At 68.6% G+C, this 22,561-nt stretch carries 15 protein-coding genes, 2 pseudogenes and 1 riboswitch; of the genes and pseudogenes, 10 read left to right on the top strand and 7 right to left on the bottom strand.

What is annotated here, in order from left to right:
- Positions 1–97 precede the first annotated feature (97 nt).
- The 3 genes from ACIPEK_RS39815 to ACIPEK_RS39805 form a co-directional block, all read right to left on the bottom strand.
- Positions 98–3,841, bottom strand: a complete 3,744-nt coding sequence (locus ACIPEK_RS39815; RefSeq protein ID WP_402006854.1) for an amino acid adenylation domain-containing protein — start codon at positions 3,839–3,841, stop codon at positions 98–100.
- Entirely contained in the window at positions 3,780–5,063 is a 1,284-nt protein-coding gene (locus tag ACIPEK_RS39810) for an MFS transporter (RefSeq protein ID WP_402006851.1), read from the bottom strand. The genes ACIPEK_RS39815 and ACIPEK_RS39810 overlap by 62 nt, the downstream gene beginning before the upstream one ends.
- A gap of 975 nt (positions 5,064–6,038) precedes the next feature.
- Positions 6,039–6,221, bottom strand: coding sequence for a hypothetical protein (locus tag ACIPEK_RS39805; protein WP_402006848.1), 183 nt, complete (start codon positions 6,219–6,221; stop codon positions 6,039–6,041).
- Positions 6,222–6,233: 12 nt separating this feature from the next.
- On the opposite strand from ACIPEK_RS39805, the gene ACIPEK_RS39800 reads away from it, so the two are divergent.
- The 3 genes from ACIPEK_RS39800 (at position 6,234) to ACIPEK_RS39790 (ending at position 9,001) form a co-directional block, all read left to right on the top strand.
- Complete coding sequence (locus ACIPEK_RS39800; protein WP_402006846.1) at positions 6,234–6,404, top strand: hypothetical protein; 171 nt, start codon at positions 6,234–6,236, stop codon at positions 6,402–6,404.
- Positions 6,405–6,599: 195 nt separating this feature from the next.
- Complete coding sequence (locus ACIPEK_RS39795) at positions 6,600–7,316, top strand: transposase domain-containing protein (RefSeq protein ID WP_402006886.1); 717 nt, start codon at positions 6,600–6,602, stop codon at positions 7,314–7,316.
- A 125-nt stretch (positions 7,317–7,441) separates the two neighbouring features.
- Positions 7,442–9,001, top strand: coding sequence for a TerD family protein (locus ACIPEK_RS39790; protein WP_402006844.1), 1,560 nt, complete (start codon positions 7,442–7,444; stop codon positions 8,999–9,001).
- Between the two features lie 16 nt (positions 9,002–9,017).
- On the opposite strand, the pseudogene ACIPEK_RS39785 reads toward ACIPEK_RS39790, so the two are convergent.
- Positions 9,018–9,185 (bottom strand): annotated as a pseudogene (locus ACIPEK_RS39785) (NUDIX domain-containing protein); the annotation flags it as partial.
- Positions 9,186–9,796: 611 nt separating this feature from the next.
- On the opposite strand from ACIPEK_RS39785, the gene ACIPEK_RS39780 reads away from it, so the two are divergent.
- Positions 9,797–11,245 carry an MFS transporter gene (locus tag ACIPEK_RS39780; protein ID WP_402006842.1) on the top strand — a complete coding sequence of 483 codons (1,449 nt, stop codon included), beginning with the start codon at positions 9,797–9,799 and terminating at the stop codon, positions 11,243–11,245.
- 475 nt (positions 11,246–11,720) lie between these two features.
- Positions 11,721–12,347 (top strand): hypothetical protein, encoded by a 627-nt coding sequence (locus tag ACIPEK_RS39775; RefSeq protein ID WP_402006840.1) that lies wholly within the window; start codon positions 11,721–11,723, stop codon positions 12,345–12,347.
- A gap of 69 nt (positions 12,348–12,416) precedes the next feature.
- Here the strand turns inward: ACIPEK_RS39775 and ACIPEK_RS39770 are convergent, their stop codons facing one another.
- On the bottom strand, positions 12,417–13,793 hold the full coding sequence (locus ACIPEK_RS39770; protein ID WP_402006883.1) for an IS1634 family transposase: 1,377 nt from the start codon (positions 13,791–13,793) through the stop codon (positions 12,417–12,419).
- A 999-nt stretch (positions 13,794–14,792) separates the two neighbouring features.
- Positions 14,793–14,916, top strand: a riboswitch (cobalamin riboswitch).
- Positions 14,917–14,954: 38 nt separating this feature from the next.
- Between ACIPEK_RS39770 and ACIPEK_RS39765 the strand changes: the two genes are divergently transcribed.
- The 5 genes and pseudogenes from ACIPEK_RS39765 (at position 14,955) to ACIPEK_RS39745 (ending at position 21,210) form a co-directional block, all read left to right on the top strand.
- The gene (locus ACIPEK_RS39765) at positions 14,955–15,941 is read left to right on the top strand and encodes an ABC transporter substrate-binding protein (RefSeq protein WP_402006837.1); all 987 of its coding nucleotides are present in this window, start codon (positions 14,955–14,957) and stop codon (positions 15,939–15,941) included.
- Positions 15,938–16,993: a FecCD family ABC transporter permease gene (locus ACIPEK_RS39760; RefSeq protein ID WP_402006834.1), complete on the top strand. Its 1,056-nt coding sequence runs from the start codon at positions 15,938–15,940 to the stop codon at positions 16,991–16,993. The genes ACIPEK_RS39765 and ACIPEK_RS39760 overlap by 4 nt, the downstream gene beginning before the upstream one ends.
- On the top strand, positions 16,990–17,778 hold the full coding sequence (locus ACIPEK_RS39755; RefSeq protein ID WP_402006831.1) for an ABC transporter ATP-binding protein: 789 nt from the start codon (positions 16,990–16,992) through the stop codon (positions 17,776–17,778). Before ACIPEK_RS39760 ends, ACIPEK_RS39755 begins: the two co-directional genes overlap by 4 nt.
- Positions 17,775–19,661, top strand: a complete 1,887-nt coding sequence (locus ACIPEK_RS39750; RefSeq protein ID WP_402006828.1) for a hypothetical protein — start codon at positions 17,775–17,777, stop codon at positions 19,659–19,661. The genes ACIPEK_RS39755 and ACIPEK_RS39750 overlap by 4 nt, the downstream gene beginning before the upstream one ends.
- 482 nt (positions 19,662–20,143) lie before the next feature.
- Positions 20,144–21,210 (top strand): annotated as a pseudogene (locus ACIPEK_RS39745) (integrase core domain-containing protein).
- 240 nt (positions 21,211–21,450) lie between these two features.
- On the opposite strand, the gene ACIPEK_RS39740 reads toward ACIPEK_RS39745, so the two are convergent.
- The gene (locus ACIPEK_RS39740; RefSeq protein WP_402006825.1) at positions 21,451–21,972 is read right to left on the bottom strand and encodes an SMI1/KNR4 family protein; all 522 of its coding nucleotides are present in this window, start codon (positions 21,970–21,972) and stop codon (positions 21,451–21,453) included.
- Positions 21,973–22,165: 193 nt separating this feature from the next.
- Positions 22,166–22,330 (bottom strand): DNA/RNA non-specific endonuclease, encoded by a 165-nt coding sequence (locus ACIPEK_RS39735; protein ID WP_402006880.1) that lies wholly within the window; start codon positions 22,328–22,330, stop codon positions 22,166–22,168.
- Positions 22,331–22,561: the final 231 nt, after the last annotated feature.

Below are 22,561 nucleotides of genomic sequence, written 5' to 3'. Positions count from 1 at the left end.
AAAGGGCCGCCCATGGCACAGTGGGGGTGACGGCGTCAGAGGGCCGGGCGCGCGCCCGGCGGGTCAGAGGTCGAAGTCGGGGCAGGCTCCCGGAGGGTCAGAAGTCGAAGTCGAAGTCGGGGCCGGCGTCCACAACCACCGGTGCGGGGGACGCGGGACGGCCGCGACACAGCGCGCCGAGTGCGGCCGACGGCTCGTCGGTGATCGCGTCGAGCAGGGCCGTGAAGTCCTCGCGCCAGCTCTCCACCGTGTCCCGGCGGAACAGTCCGGACGCATAGCCCCAGGCCACCCGCAGGATGCCCGCGTCCTCGTGGATCTGCATGTTGAGGTCGAAGACGGCCTGCCCGGTCTGTTCCAGCCGCAGCGGCACCCGGACGCCCTGGAAGTCCATCGACAGATAGCGGCCGCTGTGCAGGGCGATGAGCGCGTCGAACAGCGGGGTACGGCTGTAGTCGCGTACGGGCGCCGCCAGGGCGACCACGTCTGCGAAGGGGAAGTCCTGGTGGGCGAAGGCCTCCTCGGCGGTGCGGGCGGTACGCCGCAGATAGGTGTCGTAGGGCAGGGCGGGGTCCGCGTCACCGCGCAGGCAGACCGTCTGCGCGAACATGCCGACCGTCCGGTGCAGTCCGGGGGCCGTGCGGCCCGAGACGGGTGTGCCCATCGTGACATCGACCGTGCCCTTGAGCCGGCCGAGCAGGATGCCGTACGCCGAGGCCAGCACCGCGAACAGGGTGACCTCCCGCTGTCTGGCCAGCTCCCTGAGGCGCGCCGTGCGCTCCGGGCCGAGGTCGAACACGACGGCGTCGCCCGCAAGCGTCCGCAGTGGGGGCCGGGGCAGGTCCGTGGGCAGATCGCTCCGGTCGGGCGGAGCGGCGAACAGCCGCCGCCAGTAGGGTTCCTGGGACTCCCGCAGGCCGCCTCCCGCAGGTCCGGCCAGCCAGACGGCGTAGTCGCGGTACTGGAGCGCGGGCGGCGCCGGTTCGTCGCCCGCGTACAGGGCCGCGAGGTCCTCCAGCAGCGGGGTCAGCGAGAAGCCGTCGACGACGATGTGGTGCAGGTCCAGGCGCAGGGTCACGGCGGTCCGGGTGCGGTACACGTCCGCCCGCCACAGGGGCGCCCGACCCAGGTCGAAGGGCCGCACGAACCCGGCGAGTGGTCCTGGTTCCCCGTCGTACACCCGGACCTCCGGCTCGATGCCGGCGTCGATGTACTGCGTGACCTGACCGTCCTCCGCCACGGCGAACCGGGTGCGGAGCGCGTCATGGCGGCGGCCCAGTCGGCGCAGGGCTTCGGCCAGTCGCAACGGGTCGGTGTCGGCGGGGAGTTCGAGGGTGAGCGGCACGTTGTAGTGCACCGCCCGCTCGTCCTTGAGCTGCTCGAAGTAGAGCTGGCGCTGTTGCGGAGTGACGGGGTAGGCCGCCCGCTCGGCCGCGGGCTCGATCGCCGGTGCGGTGGCGGCGGCGCTCTCCCGCAGCAGCGCGGCGAGCCGGGCGAGCGTACCGGACCGCAGGACGGCGCTGACCGGGCACTCGCGTCCGAGCCGCTCGCGGGCGCCGGCGGCGATCAGGGTGGCGGTGAGGGAGTCGGCGCCGAGGTCGCGCAGATCGTGGGCGACCCCGATGCCGGCGGTGCCCAGGGCCCGTTCGGCGAGGTCCACCAGGTTCCGCTCGATGTCGTCCGCAGGCGGGACGAAGGCGGTGTCCGGCGGCAGGTGGCCGCCGTCCGGGTCGGGCAGGCTCGCACGGTCGACCTTGCCGGTGTGGTTCAGCGGCAGCGCGTCGAGCGGGACGAGGTACGCGGGGATCATGTGCGGCGCGAGCGCCCGGTCCAGATGAGCCCGCAGGTCCTCCTGCGCGGGCGGCCGCGGCCCGGCGTAGTAGCCGCAGAGGTACTTGTCCCCCCGGCCCGGACGGGAGCGGGCGATCACGATCGCCTCCGCCACGCCGGGGTGGCCGAGCATGGCCTTCTCCACCTCGGCCGGTTCGATACGGAACCCGCGTATCTTCACCTGATGGTCGCGTCGGCCGAGGAACTCGACGACCCCGTCCGGGCGCCAGCGAGCCAGGTCACCGCTGCGGTACAGCCGTCCGCCGTCCGGGGAGAGCACGTCCTCGACGAAGCGCTCGGCGGTCAGCTCGGGCCGGCCCAGATAGCCGCGCGCGACACCGTCTCCGCCCAGGCACAACTCTCCGGGCACCCCGACGGGGCACAACCGCCCCCGGTCATCGAGGACATACGCAGTCGAGTGCGCGATCGGACGCCCGATCGGTATCCGCCCGAGGTCGTCGGGGCCTATCCGGTGCGTGAGCGAGAACGTGGTGTTCTCCGTCGGGCCGTAGCCGTTGACCAGGGTGACGCCGGGGCAGGCCGCCATGACCTTCTCGATGTGCACGGACGACAGGGCGTCACCGCCGACGAGGAGTTCGCGCAGCCCGCGGAACGCGGTGGGGTCCTGTTCCACGAGCTGGTTGAACAGCGGCGAGGTCAGCCACAGGGTGGTGACGTCGTGTGCGCTCAGCTCGCGCGCGAGGGCGCGGGCGTCGAGGATGATGTCGGAGTCCGCCAGGTGCACGCTGCCGCCGTTCAGCAGCGGGGCCCACAGCTCGAAGGTGCTGGCGTCGAAGGCGATGGAGCCGGTGGGCAGGACCCTGAGGTCCGGTCCGAAACGGACGTAGTCCGTGCCCTTGACGAGCCGCACCACATTGCGGTGGGTGACCTCGACGCCCTTGGGCTGCCCCGTGGTTCCGGAGGTGTAGCAGATGTACGCGAGGTCGGCCGCCGATCCCTGGTCCGTGCCGGGGGCCGGGGCCTCGGGGACGAGGCGCGGGGCCTCGGGGCCGGGGGCCGAGGGGTCGAGCACCGCACCGTCGAAGGCGAAGTCCACGGGCATGTCGGGCGACGCGACCAGGACCCGCACCGACGAGTCGGCGAGCAGCCACTCGGTGCGCCGGGCCGGGTGGCCGCTCTCCAGCGACAGGTAGGCACAGCCCGCCTTGAGGATGCCCAGCACGCCGACGACGAGGTCCGCGGTGCGCCCGGTGCGCAGGCCCACCCGCTCCCCGTGGCGTGCCCCGACCGCCCGGATGGCACGGGCCAGCCGGTCGGAGGCCGCGTCGAGGTCGCCGTAGGTCAGCCGCCCGGCGCGATCGGTGACGGCCGTCGCCTGCGGCGTGCGCCGGGCCTGTTCGCCGAACAGGGCTGGGATGGTGGCGGTGTCCGGGTACGGCCTGGCCGTGTTGTTGAACACACCGAGGATGAGCGCCCGTTCCTCGTCGCCGAGCAGGTCGGCCTCGTGCACCGGTGCCTGCGGGCACCGGCCGAGGAAGCCGGCGACGCGCAGGAGATGGCCACCGAGTCGCCGCGCGGTCGGCTCGTCGAAGACCGAGGTCCGGTACCCCAGGACCAGATCGGCTCCGTCGCGGGTCAGACCCAGTTCCTCGGTCCCTTCCGGCACCGGATGGTCCGCGTAGCGTACGGCGATCCCCGTGGGCCGTCCGCGCGGCACGGCGTGGGCGGTCCGGGCCAGCAGAGCGGCGACTGGTTCGTCCGGGTCGATGGCGAGGGTCAGGGACCCGGAGCCGCTCTCGCTCAGGTCCGCGTCGATCAGCAGCCGTCGCTGGCCGGTGTAGCGGTGCAGGAGTACTGCGAAGGCCGCCAGGTCGTGCGGTGTGGCCGCGTTCGGCAGGCGCAGCGAGGCGAAGGGTGCTTCGGCGGCGTCACGCGTGCGCGGGTGGTCGGTGACGAGGAGGACGGCGTCGCCCGATGTGTCGGGCCGGTGTTCAGGAACCGGCGGGGACGGAGTCGGCGTCCGGGTCGGTGTCCCGCTGCTCAAGCTGGTCATGGTCTGCTGTCACCCCCAGCCGGAAGGGGTGGTTGCGGAACAGGACCAGGGTGAGGGCGCCGGGCAGGACGGCGAGCGAGGCGACGACGAGGATGAGGGCGCTGTAGTGGTCGCCGCTCAGCAGGACGCCGCCGAGGGCGGAACCGGCAGGCAGCGCACCGGCCATGACGGTACGCATCAGTGTCATCGCCCGGCCGCGCATGACGTTGGGTACGCGGGTCATACGGACCACACCGCCGAGGACCGTCATGGGTGCGGACAGGATGCCGTTGAGCACCAGGCCGATCAGGATGAACGGAAGCGCCTTGGGGACCAGGAGGAACAGCACGGCCCCGGACAGGAGTTGCAGGACGCCGATGCGGAGCATCTGCTTCTCGGAGGTCTTCGCGGCCCCGGAGACGAGGGAGCCGATCAGCTCGCCGACCGCCATCACGGCCAGCATCAGGCCGAGCACGCCGGGACCGCCGTGGAACTCGTCCTTGGCCAGCCAGGGCAGCGCGACCACCAGGGCGCCCGCCGAGACGTTGAAGGCACCGAAGGAGAGGGTGAGCACCAGCAGGAAGCGGTCGCGGGTGACCAGCCTGAAGACCGGTCCCCAGCCGGGTTTGTCGACGGGGGCGTCGCCGGTCGGCTCGGGACGGGCGAGGGGCGCCTTGATCATGCTGATCAGCAGGGCGAAGGCGAAGTACGTGGCGGCATCGAGGAACAGGACGTTCTGCGCGCCGATCGCTGTGATCAGCACCGCGCCGAGAGCGGGTCCGACAACGTTGGCGGCACCCATCGCGGTGGCCTCCAGTCCGGAGGCGGCCTGGAGCTTGTCCTCGGGGACAAGTTCGGGCAGCACCGCCGGGGTGCCGGCCAGCGGGATGATCTTCAGCAGGCCGTAGACCAGCGCGACCGCGTACAGGTGCCAGATCTGCAGCGCGCCGGCCAGCTCCAGCAGCGGGACGAGCGCGACGACGAAACCGCGGAAGACCGAGTCGGAGATGAAGAGCATGCGCCGGGAGAACCTGTCGAGCAGTGGTCCGACGAACGCGCCTCCCACGATCACGGGGAGGGTGAGACATACGCCCAGCACGCCCAGACCGGCCGCGCCAGCCTTGTCGAGCGTGATCCAGGCGAGCGCGGCATAGGTGGCGCCGTCCCCCAGGAGATTTAGCACCAGGGCCGACCAGAGCAATCTGTAGTCCCTGAGGCGCAAAATGGCTAGATATACTTTCACGAAACCGCACCGATCTGTTGGCCTGTAGGCAGAGAAGTGCACGAGCAGGCGTGCTGTACACGCCGATTACCCGTATGGCCGTGCAAGAAGAAGAAGAAGCGCCGATGGACCACCACGCTGACATGACAAGCGGGCAGACCGAATTCAGACAATCAATCCGACGCCGACAATAAGCTCGGCTGCTGATACGCAGGCACACAGGGCCCACGCCCGAATCCCCCGACAGAAATACCTGAGGCAGCCCCCCGACCTGCTCTCACTGCATTATGCGGAAACCCCCTTGTTTTCCGCCACATGTTCTAACAGTCCCGTTAAGTTCGAGTCAAGGATCAATTTTGGCGCGTTCTTGACCTTGCCCTCCCTTCGCATGACACTCAAATTCCCCTGATCGCACCGGGACGACACGGCCGGCACGACCGACAAAGGATGCCTTGTCCGGCATATGGCGAGCGGGACGGCGCCCCGCGCGTCCACCGCCGAGGGTCGGCCACCGCCACGTCCAACCGCACAAGGGCGGCACCTGGCCGAACAGCTCTCTCTGTCCACTGCTGCCGACGCGGCACCGGCACCGGCACAGGTGACCTTCCGGCGGGCAGCGGAGACGGTTGCGTGTACGGAGAAGCCATTGGGGGAGTCAAGATATCTCCAGGGCATTCCATCGCGGTTTACGTACAGGAGCGCAGGGAAAGGCTCTCCATTTCCACACTTATGACTCGTGCCGGAGACGGGGCACCTCCAGCACCGGCTGCGCGAACGGATTCCCCTGCGGGCCGGGCAGACCCGGCGCAGTACCTTGAAGGTCGTCTTGAGCAGGGAGTTGGCGCGCTCGCAGACGAGGGATCATTCATCAGAATTCCCGATGCCGGATCGATCCGGGGCATCCGCGGCTGCAAACGAGGTCGGCAGCACATCGACCTGTTGTCGGTGGAGTTTTCCTTCAAGACACTCAGGGTCCCGGCCAGGCGTGATGTGTGCTCACGTCGTGAGGCCGAGTTCGTGTAGGGCGTCGGCGGGGTCGTTGCGGTAGTGGTCGTGGGCGGCGGCGTTGTTCGTCCACTCGGCGAGGTGGGCGAGGCTGATCGCCAGGCTGCGGAGGGTTGGCAGGACCCGGGGCAGGCCGCCGGTGCGGGCGCGGCAGGCGTCCTCGCCGAAGGTCACGTCTCTGACGAAGTGCTGGGCCTCGATGGCCCACTGGCCGCCGACGCAGCGGGCGAGGACGGCGGTGTCGGTGACAGCGGACGGGGCGGTGGTGATGCCGAGTTCGGCGTTCGCGTGGATCTTTCCGTCGCCGCGTCCGGTGGTGTACCGCTCTACCAGCAGGGCTTGTGGCCCTGGACCTGATCGACGAGACGCGGTCGTGGGGCATAGACCAACGCCGGTGAGTTAAGGCGGGGAAGTGCCCCTTGACGGACAACGGGACCACCTGGGACGACTGGCCTCGGCCAAGAGAACTGTCGTCAGGAGACCCCGTTGCCCGACCATGCTGGCACTGCGGCTGCCGGGACCGCCACACAGCAGTCCATCCATCTCGATCCCGTGGTTCACCCTCTCGACCGACTTGGGCTGGGCGCCGTAGGGGACTTACTGCCCGCTCGACTGCTGGATGACGTGATCGACCGGTGCGGACGAAGGCAACAACGCGTCCGTGCCCTGCCGGCCAGGGTGACGTTGTACTTCACCCTGGCGCTGTGGTTCTACCCCGGGAAGGGGTATGCCGAGGTGCTGCTGGAGCTGTTCCGGCAGCTCCGCAGAGACATCGGTATTGGCCAGTTCCGGGTCCCCACGGTTTCGGCTGCCGTCAAGGCGCGGCGGCGCCTGGGGCGAGAACCGCTTCAGATGCTATTCCGGTCGCTGTGTGGCACCCAAGCCGACCAACTGGGCCCGGGGATGATGGCGTTCGGGCGCACGGTGGCACTCTTGAAGGTCTCGGTGGATGGCACCAGTCTGGACGTGGCGGACACCTCTGCCAACCGGGCCGCATTCGGCGAGCCGCCCCGCAACGGCAAGGCAGTGGGGCGCTATCCAAAGATCCGTCTGGTCACACTGATCGCGAGCGGAACTCGGGCCATCATCGACGCCGCCTGGGGACCGCTTTCTGCCGGCGAGCTCTCTCATGGAAAAACTGGTACGGCGCGGTGCGATCCGGCCGGGCCTGATCGTCCTGGCCGATCGCTACTACTGCGGCCATCCGCAGGTCGCCCAGGACCACACTCTCATCTGGGATGGGTCCCCTCTACGCCTCCAGCGCACTGAGCAGCGGGCGCCGCCGGACCAGCACGAGTCGCACCACACGCTCCGGTTCACGTCCGCGGGCTTCCGCGCCTTCGGGCGCGCAGCTGGAACGGGCTCGCCGGCAGGCCGAGCGGGCTCAGGAGGAGGTGGAACGCGAAGCGGCCATCGCGCAGTTGCGGGAGTTGCGTCAGCAGATGACGCGCGTGCATCTGCAGTCCTTCTCCCCCGCGCACCCGCCGGTCGTGCCCGGCCCGCCGCAGCTCGGGCTGCCCTGGGCGCTGGCCGAATCGAAGACGTTCCACCTGGCAGGTCTCGGCGTGTTCGCGCGTGCTGAGCGCGCGGAGGCAAAACGGCGGGCAGAGCAGGACGCGCCAGGCTACCTGGCCACCGAGCTCGCCAGATTGCAAGGCATTCACGGGGAGTTGACGGCCGAAGCGCATCAGTGGTGGCAGTCCCTCGTCGCGAACGACGAGGCGACCGTGTGCGAAACGGTCAACTACGTCTTCTCCGACAACCCCGCCGCTGGCTGCGCGGTCGGCGTCGACGGCTCCGCGATGTCCGTGGTGATGCGCCAGCAAGACATCGACTCGCTGCCCGACCAGACCCCCGGCGTCACCTCCAGCGGGCGCCCCACGCTGAAGACGCTCACCAAGCGCGACCGGGTCCTCTGGTGGCTCACGGCCATGGGATCCAACATCATCGCCACCCTCAAGGAAGGCTTCGCCGTCGCCCCGGGGATCACCGCGATCGACCTCGCGGTAATCACCCGCATGCCAGACACCCAGCGGCTGGGATTCGTGGCGTACGGCCGGTGGACCCGCCAGGCCATCGAGCCGGGCCCCTGGCAGCAGCCCGAGGACGCCCTGCGATTCCTCGACATCGGCCAGGGCGTCGCCTGCGCCGTCACCACGACCGCCTCCGGAAACCTGTCAAGCACCATCAAACCCCTGGACACCAGTCGACTCTCCGGCCTGCAGAGCCTGCTCGACCACGCCCAGGACGACGCCGCCACGGCCGACGCCACACTGGCCGGCCTGGACGGCGACCTCCGTGCCAATGTCCCGGCCACCCCCGATGCGCCGGCCCCGGACCACTATCAGATCCGCACCTTCGCCGAGTGGAAGAACCAGGTCCCGCCCTCGGCCCAACCGCCCGCCACCGGCGATCCCGCTCCCCCTGCTCCGACGGCCCTCACGCCCGGCCAGAACCTCACACTGCCCGACGAGGCAGCGGAAGGACTGACCATCGCATTCAGGTTCGGCGGCGCAGACGCCGACCTCACCCTCTTCCTCACCGACGAGCAGAGCCAGGTCGCCTCAGACGAGGACTTCGTCTTCTACAACCAGCCGTCCGGCGCCCATGGGGCCGCGCGCCTCTTGGGCAAGCAGAACAACGGCACCCACACCGTCGAGCGCGCCGCCATCCACCTCACAGCACTCCCAGAGCACGTCCAGCGCATGACGATCGCGATCAACATGGACGTCGACACCGGACTAACATGCGGTGCCCTCACCCACGCAGAACTGACCATGGGATGTGCCGCGGCCACCTGGACGTTCCAGCCGCGCGCCGACCCTGCCATCCGCGCGATGGTCGTCGCGGAGCTGTACCGCCATCGGTCCCCCAACGGCCTACCGGTGTGGAAACTCCGAGCGGTCGGACAGGGTTTGGGGACTCGCGGACCCAGAGCAGTTCACCGACACTGACCCGCAGTCCAGTCTCCTCCCGCACCTCACGGCCGACTGCCTCGGCAGCCGTCTCACCAGGCTCGACACGTCCGCCGGGCACGTGGAATTCTTGGCCGTTGTCGCAGCGCTGTCGGCGTACACCTGTGTCCCCAGTCACGTACAACTGAACGTGCAGAGCAAGTAGCCGCCGAATGGCGCCCATTGCCATGCGAGATGTCCGGCCTCCGGGATCTCGACCCTTTCTTCCCCATCGCTGTATGCGTGCGCGGAACGTTAGCTGGGCGATGAAGGACTGCTGTGGTCGGCGGCGGTCTGGCCCGTGCAGTTCGATCTTGCATCTTTCGGGCGCTGGTGCCGCAACCACGCTGCTCTGTCTGGGAGTTCTGCGCCTTCTCACGACCTTCCCTCCCGAAGGAGAACGCGCTTGCCCACCTCGGCGAAGAAACAGGACTTCCTGGTGGCGGCGCCAACGGCCAGGTGCGGCCAGTGGGGCGAGGCGATCAGCGGCGTCAAAGCGACTGCCTCGGGATAAGACCTGCGGCGGTGAGCGCGTACCGACGGTACTCCGCGAGTCCATGTGCGGAACGGTTCTTCGTGACGTGGTCGCCCTGGTTGCTGCAGGACGGCGGCGAGGTCGCCGCCGTGGCGTCGCTGGGTGGTGGTCGCCTACGACCGTGACGTTTGACCTCGACCTGTCGCTCCCAGACGGGGAAGAGCCGCTGGCGATTCGGGGACCGGGGCAGTTCGTGATACCGGAGGGGGGTATATTGCTGACCCGAGAAGATATACCCCCCTCCGGTATAGGAGATAGTTATGTCAACCCCAACCGCCCCTCCAAGTCCACGCCGCTGGACGGCGCTCGTCCTCATAGCCCTGGCCCAGTTCGCAGTCATCATGGACACGTCCATCATCGGTGTGGCTCTCCCCAAGATGCAGGTTGACCTGGGCTTCTCCCCGGAGGGCCTGTCCTGGGTGTTCAACGCCTACGTCGTTGCCTTCGGCGGGCTTCTCCTGCTCGGCGGGCGGCTGTCCGACCTGTTCGGCGCCAAGCGGATCTTCGTTGCCGGCTGGACCGTGATGGCCGCGGGATCCCTGGTCGCCGGCCTCGCCTCTGAGGTCTGGGTCGAACTGACCGGCCGTGCCCTGCAGGGCATCGGTGCCGCGCTGATCGCCCCCTCCGCCCTGACCCTGCTGATGATGCTCTTCGGCGCCCGCCCCAAGGAGCTGACCAAGGCGCTGGCTCTGTACGGCGCCGCGGCCCCGGCAGGCGGCACCACCGGCGTCTTCCTCGGCGGTGTCATCACCGAGTACGCCAGCTGGCCCTGGGTGTTCTACATCAACATCCCGATCGCCCTGGTCGTGCTGGCTGCCACCCCGGCTGTCATGCCCTCGGCCCCGGTCCGCCGCGGCTCCGTCGATTTCGCGGGAGCGGCCACCGTCACCGTGGGACTGGCCACCGCCGTCTACGCCATCGTCCGTGCCCCCGAAACCGGCTGGGGCTCAGCCCAGACCTGGCTCGTACTGCTGGCCGGCGTGGCCCTGATCGCCGCGTTCATCGCCATCCAGTCCAAGCGCCGCGAGCCGCTGATGCGGCTGGGTATCTGGCGGGCCCCCAACCTGGCCGGAGCGAACATCGCGCAACTGCTGATGGCCGCCGCGTGGATCCCGATGTGGTTCTTCCTCAACCTCTACCTCCAGCAGGTCCTGGGACTGGGCGCCTTCGCCTCCGGCGCGGCCCTGCTGCCCATGACGGTCGCCATCATGATCATGATGATCGTCCTGGCGCCCCGCCTGATCGCCCGCTTCGGGACCAAGCCATTGATCGTCACCGGCCTGCTGGCCCTCGCGGCAGGCATGCTGTGGCTGTCCTTCGCCCGGGCGGAGGGCACCTTCTGGGTCGACGTCCTGCCCGCCTCCCTGCTGGCCGCGGCCGGCATGTCGCTGGCGTTCATCCCCTCCCTCGGCACCGCACTGTCCAGTGCACGCCCCGAAGAAGGCGGCCTGGCCTCCGGCATCGTCAACACCAGCTACCAGGTCGGCTCCGCTCTCGGACTGGCCGCGATGACGGCCGTGTCCGCGGCGTACGGCGCCCGCGAACTCGGCAACCCCGGAGCACTCACCAACGGGTTCTCCGCCGCCTTCCTCGGCGCAGCAGCCCTCGCCGCCGTCGGCGCACTCGCGTCACTGCTCACCCTGCGCACAGCCCCCGCGCCGGATTCCACTCACAGCGAGGAGCAGCCCACCAAGGCGAACGCAACCTGAACCCGCCGAGATCATCGCGCGCTCGCAACGCACGTGTCGCCTGACCGGGGAAGGAGCCCCTGTCAGGCGACACAGGGAGTTCAGGGGGCCGGGCGCCGCAGGCCGACCAGGGTGACCTCGACGAGGCGGGTCACAGCGGATTGGGAGGGGAGACTCACGGCGGCGGTCAGGCGAAGTATGCGTCTCGGCATCCAGCACCTGGCGGACCGCGGCCACCAGCCGCGCCCTGCCCATCGCTTCCGTCACCCGCACCGGCCGCTGATCGACCAGCCCCCCATAACCCCTGGCGGGCATAGCGCGACCGCCGGCTCTGCACCGTGCGAAGACTCACCCCCAGCTCCTCTGCCTTCGCCTGGGCCCGCTCCACCACCAGTTCGTGCGACCACAGCAGGTGGAACAGCACCGGCAGCACCGCCACCGGCTAGACCAGAAGGGCATTGAAGGACTGTCATACCCGTGTCTTATCGTCGCCCACATGGCCAACAACTCCGCACCCGAACGCCTCTCCTTCGCAGAGGCCGACACTCGCCTTGTGCAGGCTCTCTCCGCCTCCTTCGAGCGCTACTACGACAATGTCCTGCTCTTCGACGGCAATCTGGTACTGGAGGGGGGCTTCCTCGACGCCGTCGCCGGGATCGGGAGTCTGGACGACGTGGACCTGGTGGTGATCACCGGCGATCTGACGGTGTCCGGCCCGATCGCGCTCTACGAGTCTCTGCCGGGGCTCTACGTCGGCGGTACCACCCGGGCCGAGACCCTGGAGGGCGGCGACTGCGAAATCTACATCCAGGACGGCACCTTCACCCATCTGGTCTACGGCGACTACAACAACGGCATCCTGGAGACCCGCACCATAGAGACCCCATGGGTCATCAACTACGACCACGATCTCCGCGTTTCCGCCCCCGGCGCTCGCCTGGTGGACAATTATGGCGACGATGACGACGCGGACTTCGGCAGCGAGAACATCGTGGAGGCGTTCGTCGCCGAGGTCGTCGACCCGGAAGACGAAAGCATCGATGTGCCGGAGTTCCTGGAACGGCTGCGGGCCGGACTGCCGGTGCTGCGCCCGGGGGCAGGTGGTGCGGCCGCCAGGGCGTGAGGAGGGTGGGCCCCCGGCCGGGTGCTTGGGTTCTAGCGGACCCTAGACCCGGACTTCGCACATGGGGTTTCAGGTTTCCAGCCAGCGGGGGCGGGTTTCGTCGATGCCGAGTAACTCGAGGAGGTGGGCTTGAACACCGCGGGTGATCAGAATGGTTGGCGGGTCGCTGGTTGTTCCGGCTCGTATCCGCAGGCCGGCGAGGTGGTAGAGGATCATGCGCCCGGTCGGGCGGACGGCCCGGTTGTCGGGGTAGAGACCGCGCATCGTCTGATTGCCGCCGAGGGCCTGACGGACTTGGCGTTCGATGAGGCAGAACACCAGCAGGGCCAGGCAGATCACGGTGATCAGAGCGGAGATCCTGCGGTTGTGTTGCAAGAACACCGGGGCCACGGCGAGCGGGCCCTTGAAGTCGCTGTAGCGGCGCTCGACCATCGGCTGGCCCTTGTAGCGCACCAGGACCTCCGCCGCGTCGGCCTCGGTGGGATCAAGGGTGCTCAGCAGTGCGTACCAGCCGTCCGCTGCGGCTTCCCGGGCCAGGATGTCCTGGTCGAAGTGCCAGGTCAGGGTGGGGCGTCCGGCTATGTCGGCGCCGATGACGGCAACCAGGCAGGAGGCGATGCGCCGTTTCTTGACGATCACGCCAATCCGGGCGGCGACCTTCTCAGCGGTGCTGTAGTAGCGGCTGCCGCAGGAGCGCTGGAGCTTGTCCAGTTCCTCACCAGCCTGCTGAAGGCGCCGGGCCCGGGCCGCCTGCTGGGCTGTGGCGTTGGCGGTGGAATGGACCAGGATCCGACGCACCGTGATCTGCGGGTCGCTCTTGCGCGGACCGGCCAGAGTCTGGGTGTCTTCCAGCACGCGGTAGCGTCCGCGCTGCTCATGCGGTTTTTTGGCATCCCGCTCGGCGGTGTAGTCGACCAGAGGGGCTGCCTCGATGTCGAGGCCGGCATACAGGTCATCGGGGATCTTGGCCGCGGGCGCCGGAGCGATGAACCGCACCTGTGCTTCCGCCAGAGCCAGCAGGTTGGGGTAGGAGACCAGCTTCGAGTCGCCGACCATCAGGAAGTCGCGGGGTGCGGCCAGCTTGCGCAGAGACGTCATCGCCCCGACGACCTGGGCGACTTCACCGGCTCCGCCGTCGTAGGCGCGGTGGAAGACGGGGATGCCGCCATCACCGGAGATCGCGATCCCGGCCTGGATCTGCTTGAGATCTGTCCTGCGGTCTTTCGGATGACCGTACTTGGCCTGCGGGAATCCATCTTCCGGATCCTCGTAGGCGCCATGCAGGGAGATGCTGGTCATGTCCCAGTGCAGGCGCGAGACATCGATGCCGAACTCGGCGATCGCGCTCGCTCCCACACTGCCGACGATGCCGTCAAGCTGGGGCGCGATCGCGTCCAGAGCACGGGCGATACGGTCGTCGTTGAGCAGATCCGCCTCGATCCCGATAGCCCATGAACGAGGCGTCGTTCCGCTCCCCGCCCAGCATCGGCTCGCTGTTGCTGGCCCAGGCGTCCCGCCGGGCGTTTCCCCCCGACCCCGCCAGTCTGCTACCGGGCCTCCTGGCAGCTACCCGGACCGGACTCACACCGGCAGGCGACAACGAGCTTACGACCGAAGATCACTTACAACATCAAGACCTCCAGTCTGCTGGGCGCGCGAAAGCGCGAGGCTAAGGCCGGTTGACGGAACGTCGCCAGAGCACGGCATGACGCGGCGGGATTGCCAGAGCGTCCAACTATGCGGGCGAAGCGAAAGGCCCGCGCTGCAGCGAAGCCGGTACGATTCCGGCTCGGTCACGCCAGTGAGCCTTTTCCAATCTCAGCTTGAGGCGTAGTGAAGGGTGAGGACGGCCTTCGCAACGCCGGTGCTGCGATTGGTGCTGCGGTGGAGCTTTCGGAGGAGTCGCCGGCCCCTGAAGGCGGCCGTGGCCCGTTCGCCGGGGCCGGATCTTGGCGGGGCTGCTGTTGTGGCGGCGCTTCCATCTCTTGAGGCGGTGGCCCGAAACGAGACCCGAACTGTCCCACCGCTTGAGTCCCGCATCTGCAAGGGCCTCAATGATTCCGTACTGCCGGGCGGCGGTCAGGTCGTGGGTCGAGCCGGACAGGGCGAGCGAAGCCCAGAGCCGGCGCGCGAACGGATCGGTGAGGACCTGGACGCCCGTGCCGTGGCGTTTGTGTTTCCCTCAACGTGATCACCGCTTCTCGTCCCGCGTCCAGGCCAATGCCCATGTGGGTGAGACTCCGGACGGCCGATCACTCCTTTCCAACCTCAGGTTGACGTGGCCAGGTGCAATGACGGGGTCTGGCGAGAGCAGTCATGAGGTGGCACTGGTTGCGACCCAGCATCCGCGGTGCCGGTCGTCGTCGCGGACGTCGGCGCCCGGGGCCGACCGGGGAGGGCAGCGCAAGGCGGCTGAGGGCCTGCCGGAATTTGCGGTCTGACAGAATGGGCTCCGAAAACTCAGGCGACGCGCGTCAGGAAACCGGTGTGAATCCGGTACGGTCCCGCCACTGTGACCGGGCTGCAGCAGCCCGGAAGCCAGATACTGGCCGCGCCGCCTTCTCGTACAACCCAGGGGACGAGGACATCCCCCGGAAAGGCTCGGCCATGCTCCGGATCCGCCGTGTACCACTCGCGCTCATACCGCTGCTTCTGCTGCCGCTCACCGGCTGCGGCTCCGGCACGGGCGGCGAGGGCAAGACACAAGACGCACCGGCCGCGGACGGTTTTCCCTACACGGTCACCAACTGCGGTACGAAGACGGCCTTCGACGCCCCGCCGAAGCGGGTCGTCACCATGAACCAGCACGTCACCGAAATCATGCTGGCCCTCGGGCTCCAGGACCGGCTGGCCGGGACCGCCTACCTGGACGACAGCATCCTGCCGAAGTACCGGTCCGCGTACGCCAGGACCAAGGTGCTCGCGAAGGAGTACCCCTCTAAGGAGGTGCTGCTCGGCGCCAACCCCGACTTCGTCTACGGCGGGTACAGCAGCGCCTTCGACAAGGCCAAGGGCCAGGACCGGGCGGGGCTCCAGAAGGACGGCATCAACACCCGGCTGAACATCGAGAACTGCACCAGGGGCAAGGTCGGTATCGATCAGCTCGCCACCGAGATCACCCAAGTCGCCAGGGTCTTCGGCGTACCGGAGCGCGGCAAGAAGCTGATCGCCGAGGAACGACAGAAGATCACGACGGTCGAGGCAGAGCTCAAGGGCTCCTCACATCCCTCGGTGTTCGTGTACGACTCCGGCGACAGCTCCGCGTTCACGGCGGGGGGCAAGGGCATCGGCAACGAGATCGTCCGGCTCGCCGGGGGCAGGAACGTCTTCGCGGACCTCGACGCCACCTTCGGCGACGTGTCCTGGGAGCAGGTCATCAAGCGCAAGCCCGAGGTGGTCGTGATCTACGACTACGGAGGCACTACGGTGGCGGCCAAGAAGAAGCGGCTGCTGAACGATCCGGCACTCGCGGACGTACCGGCGATCAAGGACAAGAAGTTCGCGGTACTCCCGCTGTCCTCGGCCGTGCTCGGTGTTCGGGTCGCCGACGCCGTGCAGGACCTGGCCGGGCAGCTGCACCCCGGCACTCCGTGAGCGCGGAGTCCGCCCACCCCGGTCCGAAGTCCGTCCTCCGCTCGACCCCCGTCGTGATCGGCGCCCTCACGGTGCTGCTGCTCGCGGCGGCGGTGGCCGGTCTGGCGCTCGGCCCGGTACGGATTCCGCCGGGCGAGGTGCTGCGTACGGTCCTGGGTGGTGAACGCACTGGTGCGTACCCGACGATCGTGTGGGAGGTACGGCTGCCCAGGGTGCTGCTCGGGGCCGTCGTCGGCGCCGGGCTGGCCCTGTCGGGCGCGGTGCTCCAGGCTTTGGTGCGTAACCCGTTGGCCGATCCGTTTCTGCTGGGCGCCTCGTCCGGGGCGTCGGCGGGCGCTGCCGTGGTCGTCGTGCTGGGGGTCGGCGCCGGGGTGGCCACCGACGTGGCGCTGCCCGTTGCAGCGTTCGCCGGGTCCATGGCCGCGCTGGTCGCCGTCTACGCGATGGCCCGGCGCGGCGGCACCATGACAACGGGCCGGCTGATTCTGGCCGGGGTGGCGATCCAGTACGTGCTGTCCGCGTTCACCAGCCTGATCCTGGTGCTGTCCTCCCGGGCCGAGCATGTGCGGGCGATCCTGTTCTGGACGCTGGGCGGCCTGGGTGGCGCCCGTTGGGACCAACTGGCTCTGCCCGCCGTGGTATTGGGCGTCGGGGCCGTGCTCCTGATCAGCCTGGCCCGTCCGCTGGATCTGCTGCTGACCGGGGAGGAAGGGGCACGCAGCCTCGGCCTGGACCCCGGGCGCTTCCGGGGCGGGGTCTTCGTGCTGGTGTCACTGATCATCGGCGTGCTGGTCGCCTACAGCGGGGCGATCGGCTTCGTCGGCCTGATGATCCCGCACGCCGCCCGGATGATCGTCGGCGCGTCCCACCGCAGACTGCTGCCGGTGACCGCGCTCGGCGGGGCCGCCTTCCTGCTGCTGGCCGATCTGCTGGCGCGGACCGTGGCAGCCCCCGAAGAGATTCCCGCCGGAGTGATCACTGCCTTGGTGGGCGGCCCGTTCTTCCTCTGGCTGCTGCGCCGCTCCAGCCGTACCGAAGGGATCACCGGATGAGCCCGGCACCGTCCCCGACGGCGCTCGCCGCCGACGGGATCAGCTACGAGGTGGCCGGCCGTACCCTGCTCGACGCGGTCACGCTGGACGCCGCCCCCGGCGAGACGGTCGGCCTGGTCGGGCCGAACGGCAGCGGCAAGACCACCTTCCTGCGCTGTGTCTACGGCGCCCTGCGCCCCGCAGCGGGTCGGGTCCTGCTGGACGGAGCGGACGCCGCGGCCCTCGGTGTGAAAGAACGGGCCCGCCGCGTCGCCGTCGTACCGCAGGACAGCCCCGGCACCTTCGGCCTGACCGTACGCCAGGTCGTGGCGATGGGCCGAAGCCCACACAAGCGGTTCTGGGAGCAGGACGACGCCGACGACGCCCGCCGCATCGACGAGTCGCTGCGGCGCGTCGGCGCGGCGCCCCTGGCCGACCGGCGGTTCGAAGAGCTGTCCGGCGGGGAACGGCAACGGACCTTGATCGCACGCGCGTTGGTCCAGGAACCGGGGCTGCTGGCGCTTGACGAACCCACGAACCATCTGGACATCCGCTTCCAGCTGGAGATCCTCGGCCTGGTGAGAACGCTGGGCACGACCAATCTTCTGGTGCTGCACGACCTCAACCTGGCCGCTTCCTACTGCGACCGGCTGTTCGTGCTCAGCGCCGGACGACTGGTGGCATCCGGCTCCCCGCACGCGGTACTGACGGAAGAACTGCTGGCCGAGGTCTACGGGATACGAACCCGGATCGGCGTCCACCCGGTCACCGGCTCGCCCAACGTCGTCTACCTCCCGCTGTCATGAGCGACGACACTTCCCCCGTCTGGACGCCCTTGCCGCACGGGCCACGCTGGCAGGTCACCGAAGGCGAACCGTTCGCGGGCGAAGCAGGGCTGTGGCTGGCAGCCGACCGACTGGCCGACCCGGCGGGCGTGGAGCTGTCCAATCTGCTGGCGCGCGAGCGCACCGGCAGCGGCCACCGCACCGGTCATGCGACCGCGCTGACCCTGATGGCGGTGTACGCGGGCTGGGTCACTGCCGCCGCCATGCTCCATTGGGCGCTGTACGACGAGGTCCCGGACATGCGGTCCGGCAATGTCCTGGTGCGCCCCGCCACGCACGGGATCGGCGGAGTCCGGGTGCGCAGGGCCCGGCTGCTGCTGCCCCGGGCCGGGGAGGACCCCGTACGGCTGCTGCACCGCACCGTGCTCGACGGGCATCTGCTGCCCATCGCCGATGCACTGCACCGCCGTACCCGCGCCGGGGCCAGGCAGTTGAGCGGAGGGATCGCCCATGGCTGCGCCGCGGCGCTGTGCGCGTACGGCGCCCGGGTGGATCTGCTGGCCGCCCGCTGGCGGCAGTTCGTGGACACCGCACCCGGCGGACTCGAAACGCTGGGCGAGGTGGTGCGGGTCCGACGGGCGCCGGACGGCCCGGAACGGCTGGTCTATCTGCGCAACACCTGCTGTCTGTACTACACGAGTGCGGAGGCGACGCCGTGGCAGGTGCTGCACGCCGTGGCGCGTGGCTACGTACTGGCCGGTCAGGGAATGGGGCGCGGGCTCGCGGAACACTGGCTGAGCCTGAAGTTCTGCGAGGCGCTGGGCGTCAATCGTGCCGGTTCCATGGATCTCACTGACAAGGGCCGCACTCCCGAGCGCTGGTACAAGGCCATGCAGGCCCGGGAATTGGCCGTCGGCTTCGGACTCGCCGTCGCAGAACACATCGTGAAACAAAGATACCCGGACCACGTCACCTCGGTCGTGGACACCAGTACCGCCCTGCGAGCCGGCTGGCCCCTGAACGTCTCACAACGGAACAAGACCTCACGGCCCCGCCCCGACTACCTCATCGAAGCGTGGAAACCCGGCGAGCCGTCGAGAATCACACTCGTAGCCTGCCGAGGAAACCACCAGAAGCCGAGCAAACGAGGAGGGCGGACCCGCAGCACCACCGTCCAGCAACTTGCAAAGGGCGCCGAGCTGACCGAAGGCATGCACATCGGCCCGTGGAACACGACGCCGTGCCTGATCCTGTCCACAGAACTCATGGGGCAGGGCGGAATCGTGGTCAATGCCCTGCAGGCGCGAGGCGAATCCCTTCTCCCCCTCCGCACACCGGGTGCCCCGGGAAACGCCGATATAGAGATCCGGGACAAGGTCGGCATCCCCTACCCCAACGCCATTCACATACCCGCCCGCGACGGGAAACGAGCACGGACCGCCGACGGCTTCCAAGTAGCCGAGGCCGACCGCGGTTGGTTCGGTCAGCTCCTGGCCCGTACCGGAGCTGCCAACCTGACCGCTCTGGCCGGCGGCGGACCCCAAACCGCCCAGTACCTCACCACGCGCCAGGGACGACAGCACTACGACGTGCCCACCTTCGCCGCCACATCAAGCGTTGACGACGCAGACATCCAAGTCGGCGGCACGAAATTCGTCGGCACGGACCATGTCTTCCGTATGGGGTCCGTACGCATCGAGGCATTCTCCGGCATGGCCGAGCCCCTGTACGAACTCATCAAGAAGGGCCGCGTGGAGGAATACCGCCAAGCCGCCTTCCAAAGCCGCTCCACCCCACACAACACCCACAAAACCGGCAGATGGAACGGGCCGATCTCCTTCCACGACGACGGCACCGTCATGGCCCTGAGCGTCCTCCCCATCCGCAGACGGCAACCTCACTGAACGCACCCGAAGCGTCGTCAACGCCCGCCCCCAGCAGAAGGGACGTAGCCGCCCCGCCCCCGACGGGGGTACGCATCTCTCACACAGCCCCTATAACAGGGGTCGTGGCTGGGCGGGCCTGACCAGGTGAAACACCTCGCGCACGGCGTAGCGTTTGAGGCATCGGACGGTCTCTCGTCGGGTCTTCCCCTCCTACCTGCACGGTCGCCTGTCGCGAAGAGCAACGTGCGTGGGAGCGCCGCACGAGTTACCTGACGAGGGGTTCGCTGGTGCGGCCGAGGCTGCGGCGTCGAAGATTGCTGAACCGTGTGATAGCCACTATCGGTGCAGGTCACAGGGGTGACTTGATTCCCGTGGCCGAGTGCGGGTCGCAGGGGTGATGCGGGGTGGACGGAAGTTGACGAATTCGGCGCATTCGCTGTCTGTTGATCATTACGTCGAGAACGCGCAGTGTGCTCGCGTAGCTGGGGCCGGGACCTTGTATGATGTCCGCCCGCGCGCTGTTGTCCGTCCCCGCGGTCCTACTGCGTCGAGACACCGCCAAGGATGCCGAACTGCTGGTGCTGCGGCACGAGAATGCCATCCTGCGCAGGCATGTGAAGGGCAGGGTGCGCTATGAGCCGGCCGACCGATTCTGGCTCGCCGCCCTCAGCTCGCTGATACCGCGTGGCCGCTGGGCCGCCGTCTTCCCCGTCACCCCCGGCACTTTGCTGGCCTGGCACCGCAAACTGATCGCCAGGAAGTGGGACTACTGCGCCCGCGGCTCTCGCACCGGACGGCCGCCGACGGCGGCCGCACTCAAGAGTCTCGTGCTGCGCCTGGCCGATGAAAATCCCCGCTGGGGCCACCGCCGCATCCAGGGCGAACCGGCCCGACTCGGGCACCCCATCGCGGCCTCCACGGTCTGGGAGATCCTGCACGCAGCAGGCTTCGGCCCGGCCCCGCGCCGCTCCGGCCCCACCCGGCGCGACTTCCTCACGGCGCAGGCTCAGGGGATCCTTGCCGCGGACTTCTTCCCTATCGACACGGCCCGGGGCAAGCGCCTGTACGCGATGGCGTTCATCGAGCACGGCACCCGGAAACTGCACATCACCGCGGTGACCACGCACCCCACCGCGCAGTGGGCGGTACAACAGGCCCGGAACATCGCTGCCGACCTCGGCGAGCGGGGCACGGGCCCCGGATCCTGCTACGCGACCGCGACAACAAGTACACCGACGCCTGCGATGCCGTCTTCACCGCCGAGGACACGGAAGTGCTGCTCAGCGCGCCCCGGGCACCGCGCATGAACGCGCATTGCGAACGCGTGATCGGCACCATCCGCCGCGAGGCCCTCGACCACGTCCTGATCCTGGGCGAGAACCACGCCAGGAAGGTCCTGACTGACTACCAGGACCACTACAACGGACACCGGCCGCACCGATCCCGGCAAAAGCTACCGCCCAACGCGACCGAGCAGCCCGCAATCGTGCACGACCTCGACGACCGAAGCCTACTCCGCACCAGGGTCCTCGGCGGCATCATCAACGAGTATCGATACGCCGCGTGACCTGCAGCGACGACGTTTCGAGCCCCACAGGTCGAAAACCCACCTGCAACACGTACTCACGGCCATCACTGTGAACATCGAACGCCTCAGCAGCCGATCAGTGACCGCGGAAGCCTCTCCACCGAGACCGCCGACCGCCTTCCAGACCTTCCTGGATCAGAACCAGATCCCCCGGCCGAAGTCCTGGCGAACCCTCGGTAGCTGAACCCGACCACCCAAGATCCCCGACAAAGTCACTGTTCACACGACAGGACTGCCGTCCATCGACTTCCACAGCGGGCGCCCGGAGGGCCACCCTCGGGGGAATTGCCCTTCCTCCAGCAGGAGCCGTATGAACTCGGTGACGCCTCCGTGAATGATCAGGAATTCCGGGCACTGGCGAAACGCGACAGCCACAGACCAGTCACTCCCGGCCAGCGGTGGGACCAGCAGACACACGTCTCCGTTCCAGTCGTGATACGCCCACGGCATCAGCTGGTCCCACGCCAATGACAGCAGCTCAGGAATGTTCTGGACCTCGCCGTACGCGGAGTGGAAGTACCTCCGCTCCTCCTGTATGAAGGTCAGCAGAGGGTCGCCTCCATCGGGATGGGGAAGGAAGAGGTGGCCGAGCAGGACCGCATCGCCGTAGCCGTCCACCAGGTCTTTGTAGTCGGGCGGAAGTTCCCTGCCCAGCCAGGTCTCGACAGACCTCCAGGACTCGGCAGAAGCCGGGCGGAAACGCTCCCGCTCGCCCAGGAACGACTCAATTGACCCGGGCACCTCGGTCACCTCTCGTAGTCTTCGGAGGAGCAGACCGCGGAATCGGCGCCTGCCCTGTTGATGATCCAGCAGTCGACATCCATGCCTCGATTTCCGTGAGCTTCCATGTGCACCACGTCGGGAACCCCTGTGGGCTTGGAGTACACCGGCGTCACTTCATAGCGCACGGCCTGACCGCCGCGTATCTGATTGGCTATCCGATTCTCGAGGTGCTCATGGCCGGGCTGTTCGCGGCCCGGTGCAGAGGAACCAGGTTACGCAGGTCCGTACCGGACCCACCAAACTGGCAGCCGGCGAGGTGGCCCCGCGCCCTGTTGCGGCCTTCGGGCAGCGCCCAGTAGTCCGGCGGCGTCACCATGCCGCTCTCGCACTCGGCCTTCCAAGCGGTCTTGGTTCCGTCCTGGAGCCGTCGAGAAATTACTGGTGCGTGTCGGGTCAATCGTCTGTTGTCGTTGCGTGTATGACGTAGCGGGCGAGTTCGCTGGGGTCGATAAGACGGACCGGGAGCGGGTCGCTGTGGTGGCCGTGTCGCTGTAGCAGGGGGCGGGTCTGCTGGAGGAGGGTGCGCATCTGGTTCTCGCCGACGCGG

It is taken from the genome of Streptomyces sp. NPDC088246 (assembly GCF_044741025.1).
In the GTDB taxonomy this organism is placed as follows: Bacteria; Actinomycetota; Actinomycetes; order Streptomycetales; family Streptomycetaceae; genus Streptomyces.
The sequence above is the reverse complement of the archived record's forward strand: the minus strand, read 5'-3'. Positions and strand labels throughout refer to the sequence as shown.

Bases quoted from the DNA above. Each gene is read 5' to 3' on its own strand.
- ACIPEK_RS39750 (WP_402006828.1), top strand. From the start codon at position 17,775: ATGAGCGACGACACTTCCCCCGTCTGGACGCCCTTGCCGCACGGGCCA.
- ACIPEK_RS39780 (WP_402006842.1), top strand. From the start codon at position 9,797: ATGTCAACCCCAACCGCCCCTCCAAGTCCACGCCGCTGGACGGCGCTC.
- ACIPEK_RS39735 (WP_402006880.1), bottom strand. From the start codon at position 22,330: ATGGTGACGCCGCCGGACTACTGGGCGCTGCCCGAAGGCCGCAACAGG.
- ACIPEK_RS39765 (WP_402006837.1), top strand. From the start codon at position 14,955: ATGCTCCGGATCCGCCGTGTACCACTCGCGCTCATACCGCTGCTTCTG.
- ACIPEK_RS39815 (WP_402006854.1), bottom strand. From the start codon at position 3,841: ATGACCAGCTTGAGCAGCGGGACACCGACCCGGACGCCGACTCCGTCC.
- ACIPEK_RS39755 (WP_402006831.1), top strand. From the start codon at position 16,990: ATGAGCCCGGCACCGTCCCCGACGGCGCTCGCCGCCGACGGGATCAGC.
- ACIPEK_RS39775 (WP_402006840.1), top strand. From the start codon at position 11,721: ATGGCCAACAACTCCGCACCCGAACGCCTCTCCTTCGCAGAGGCCGAC.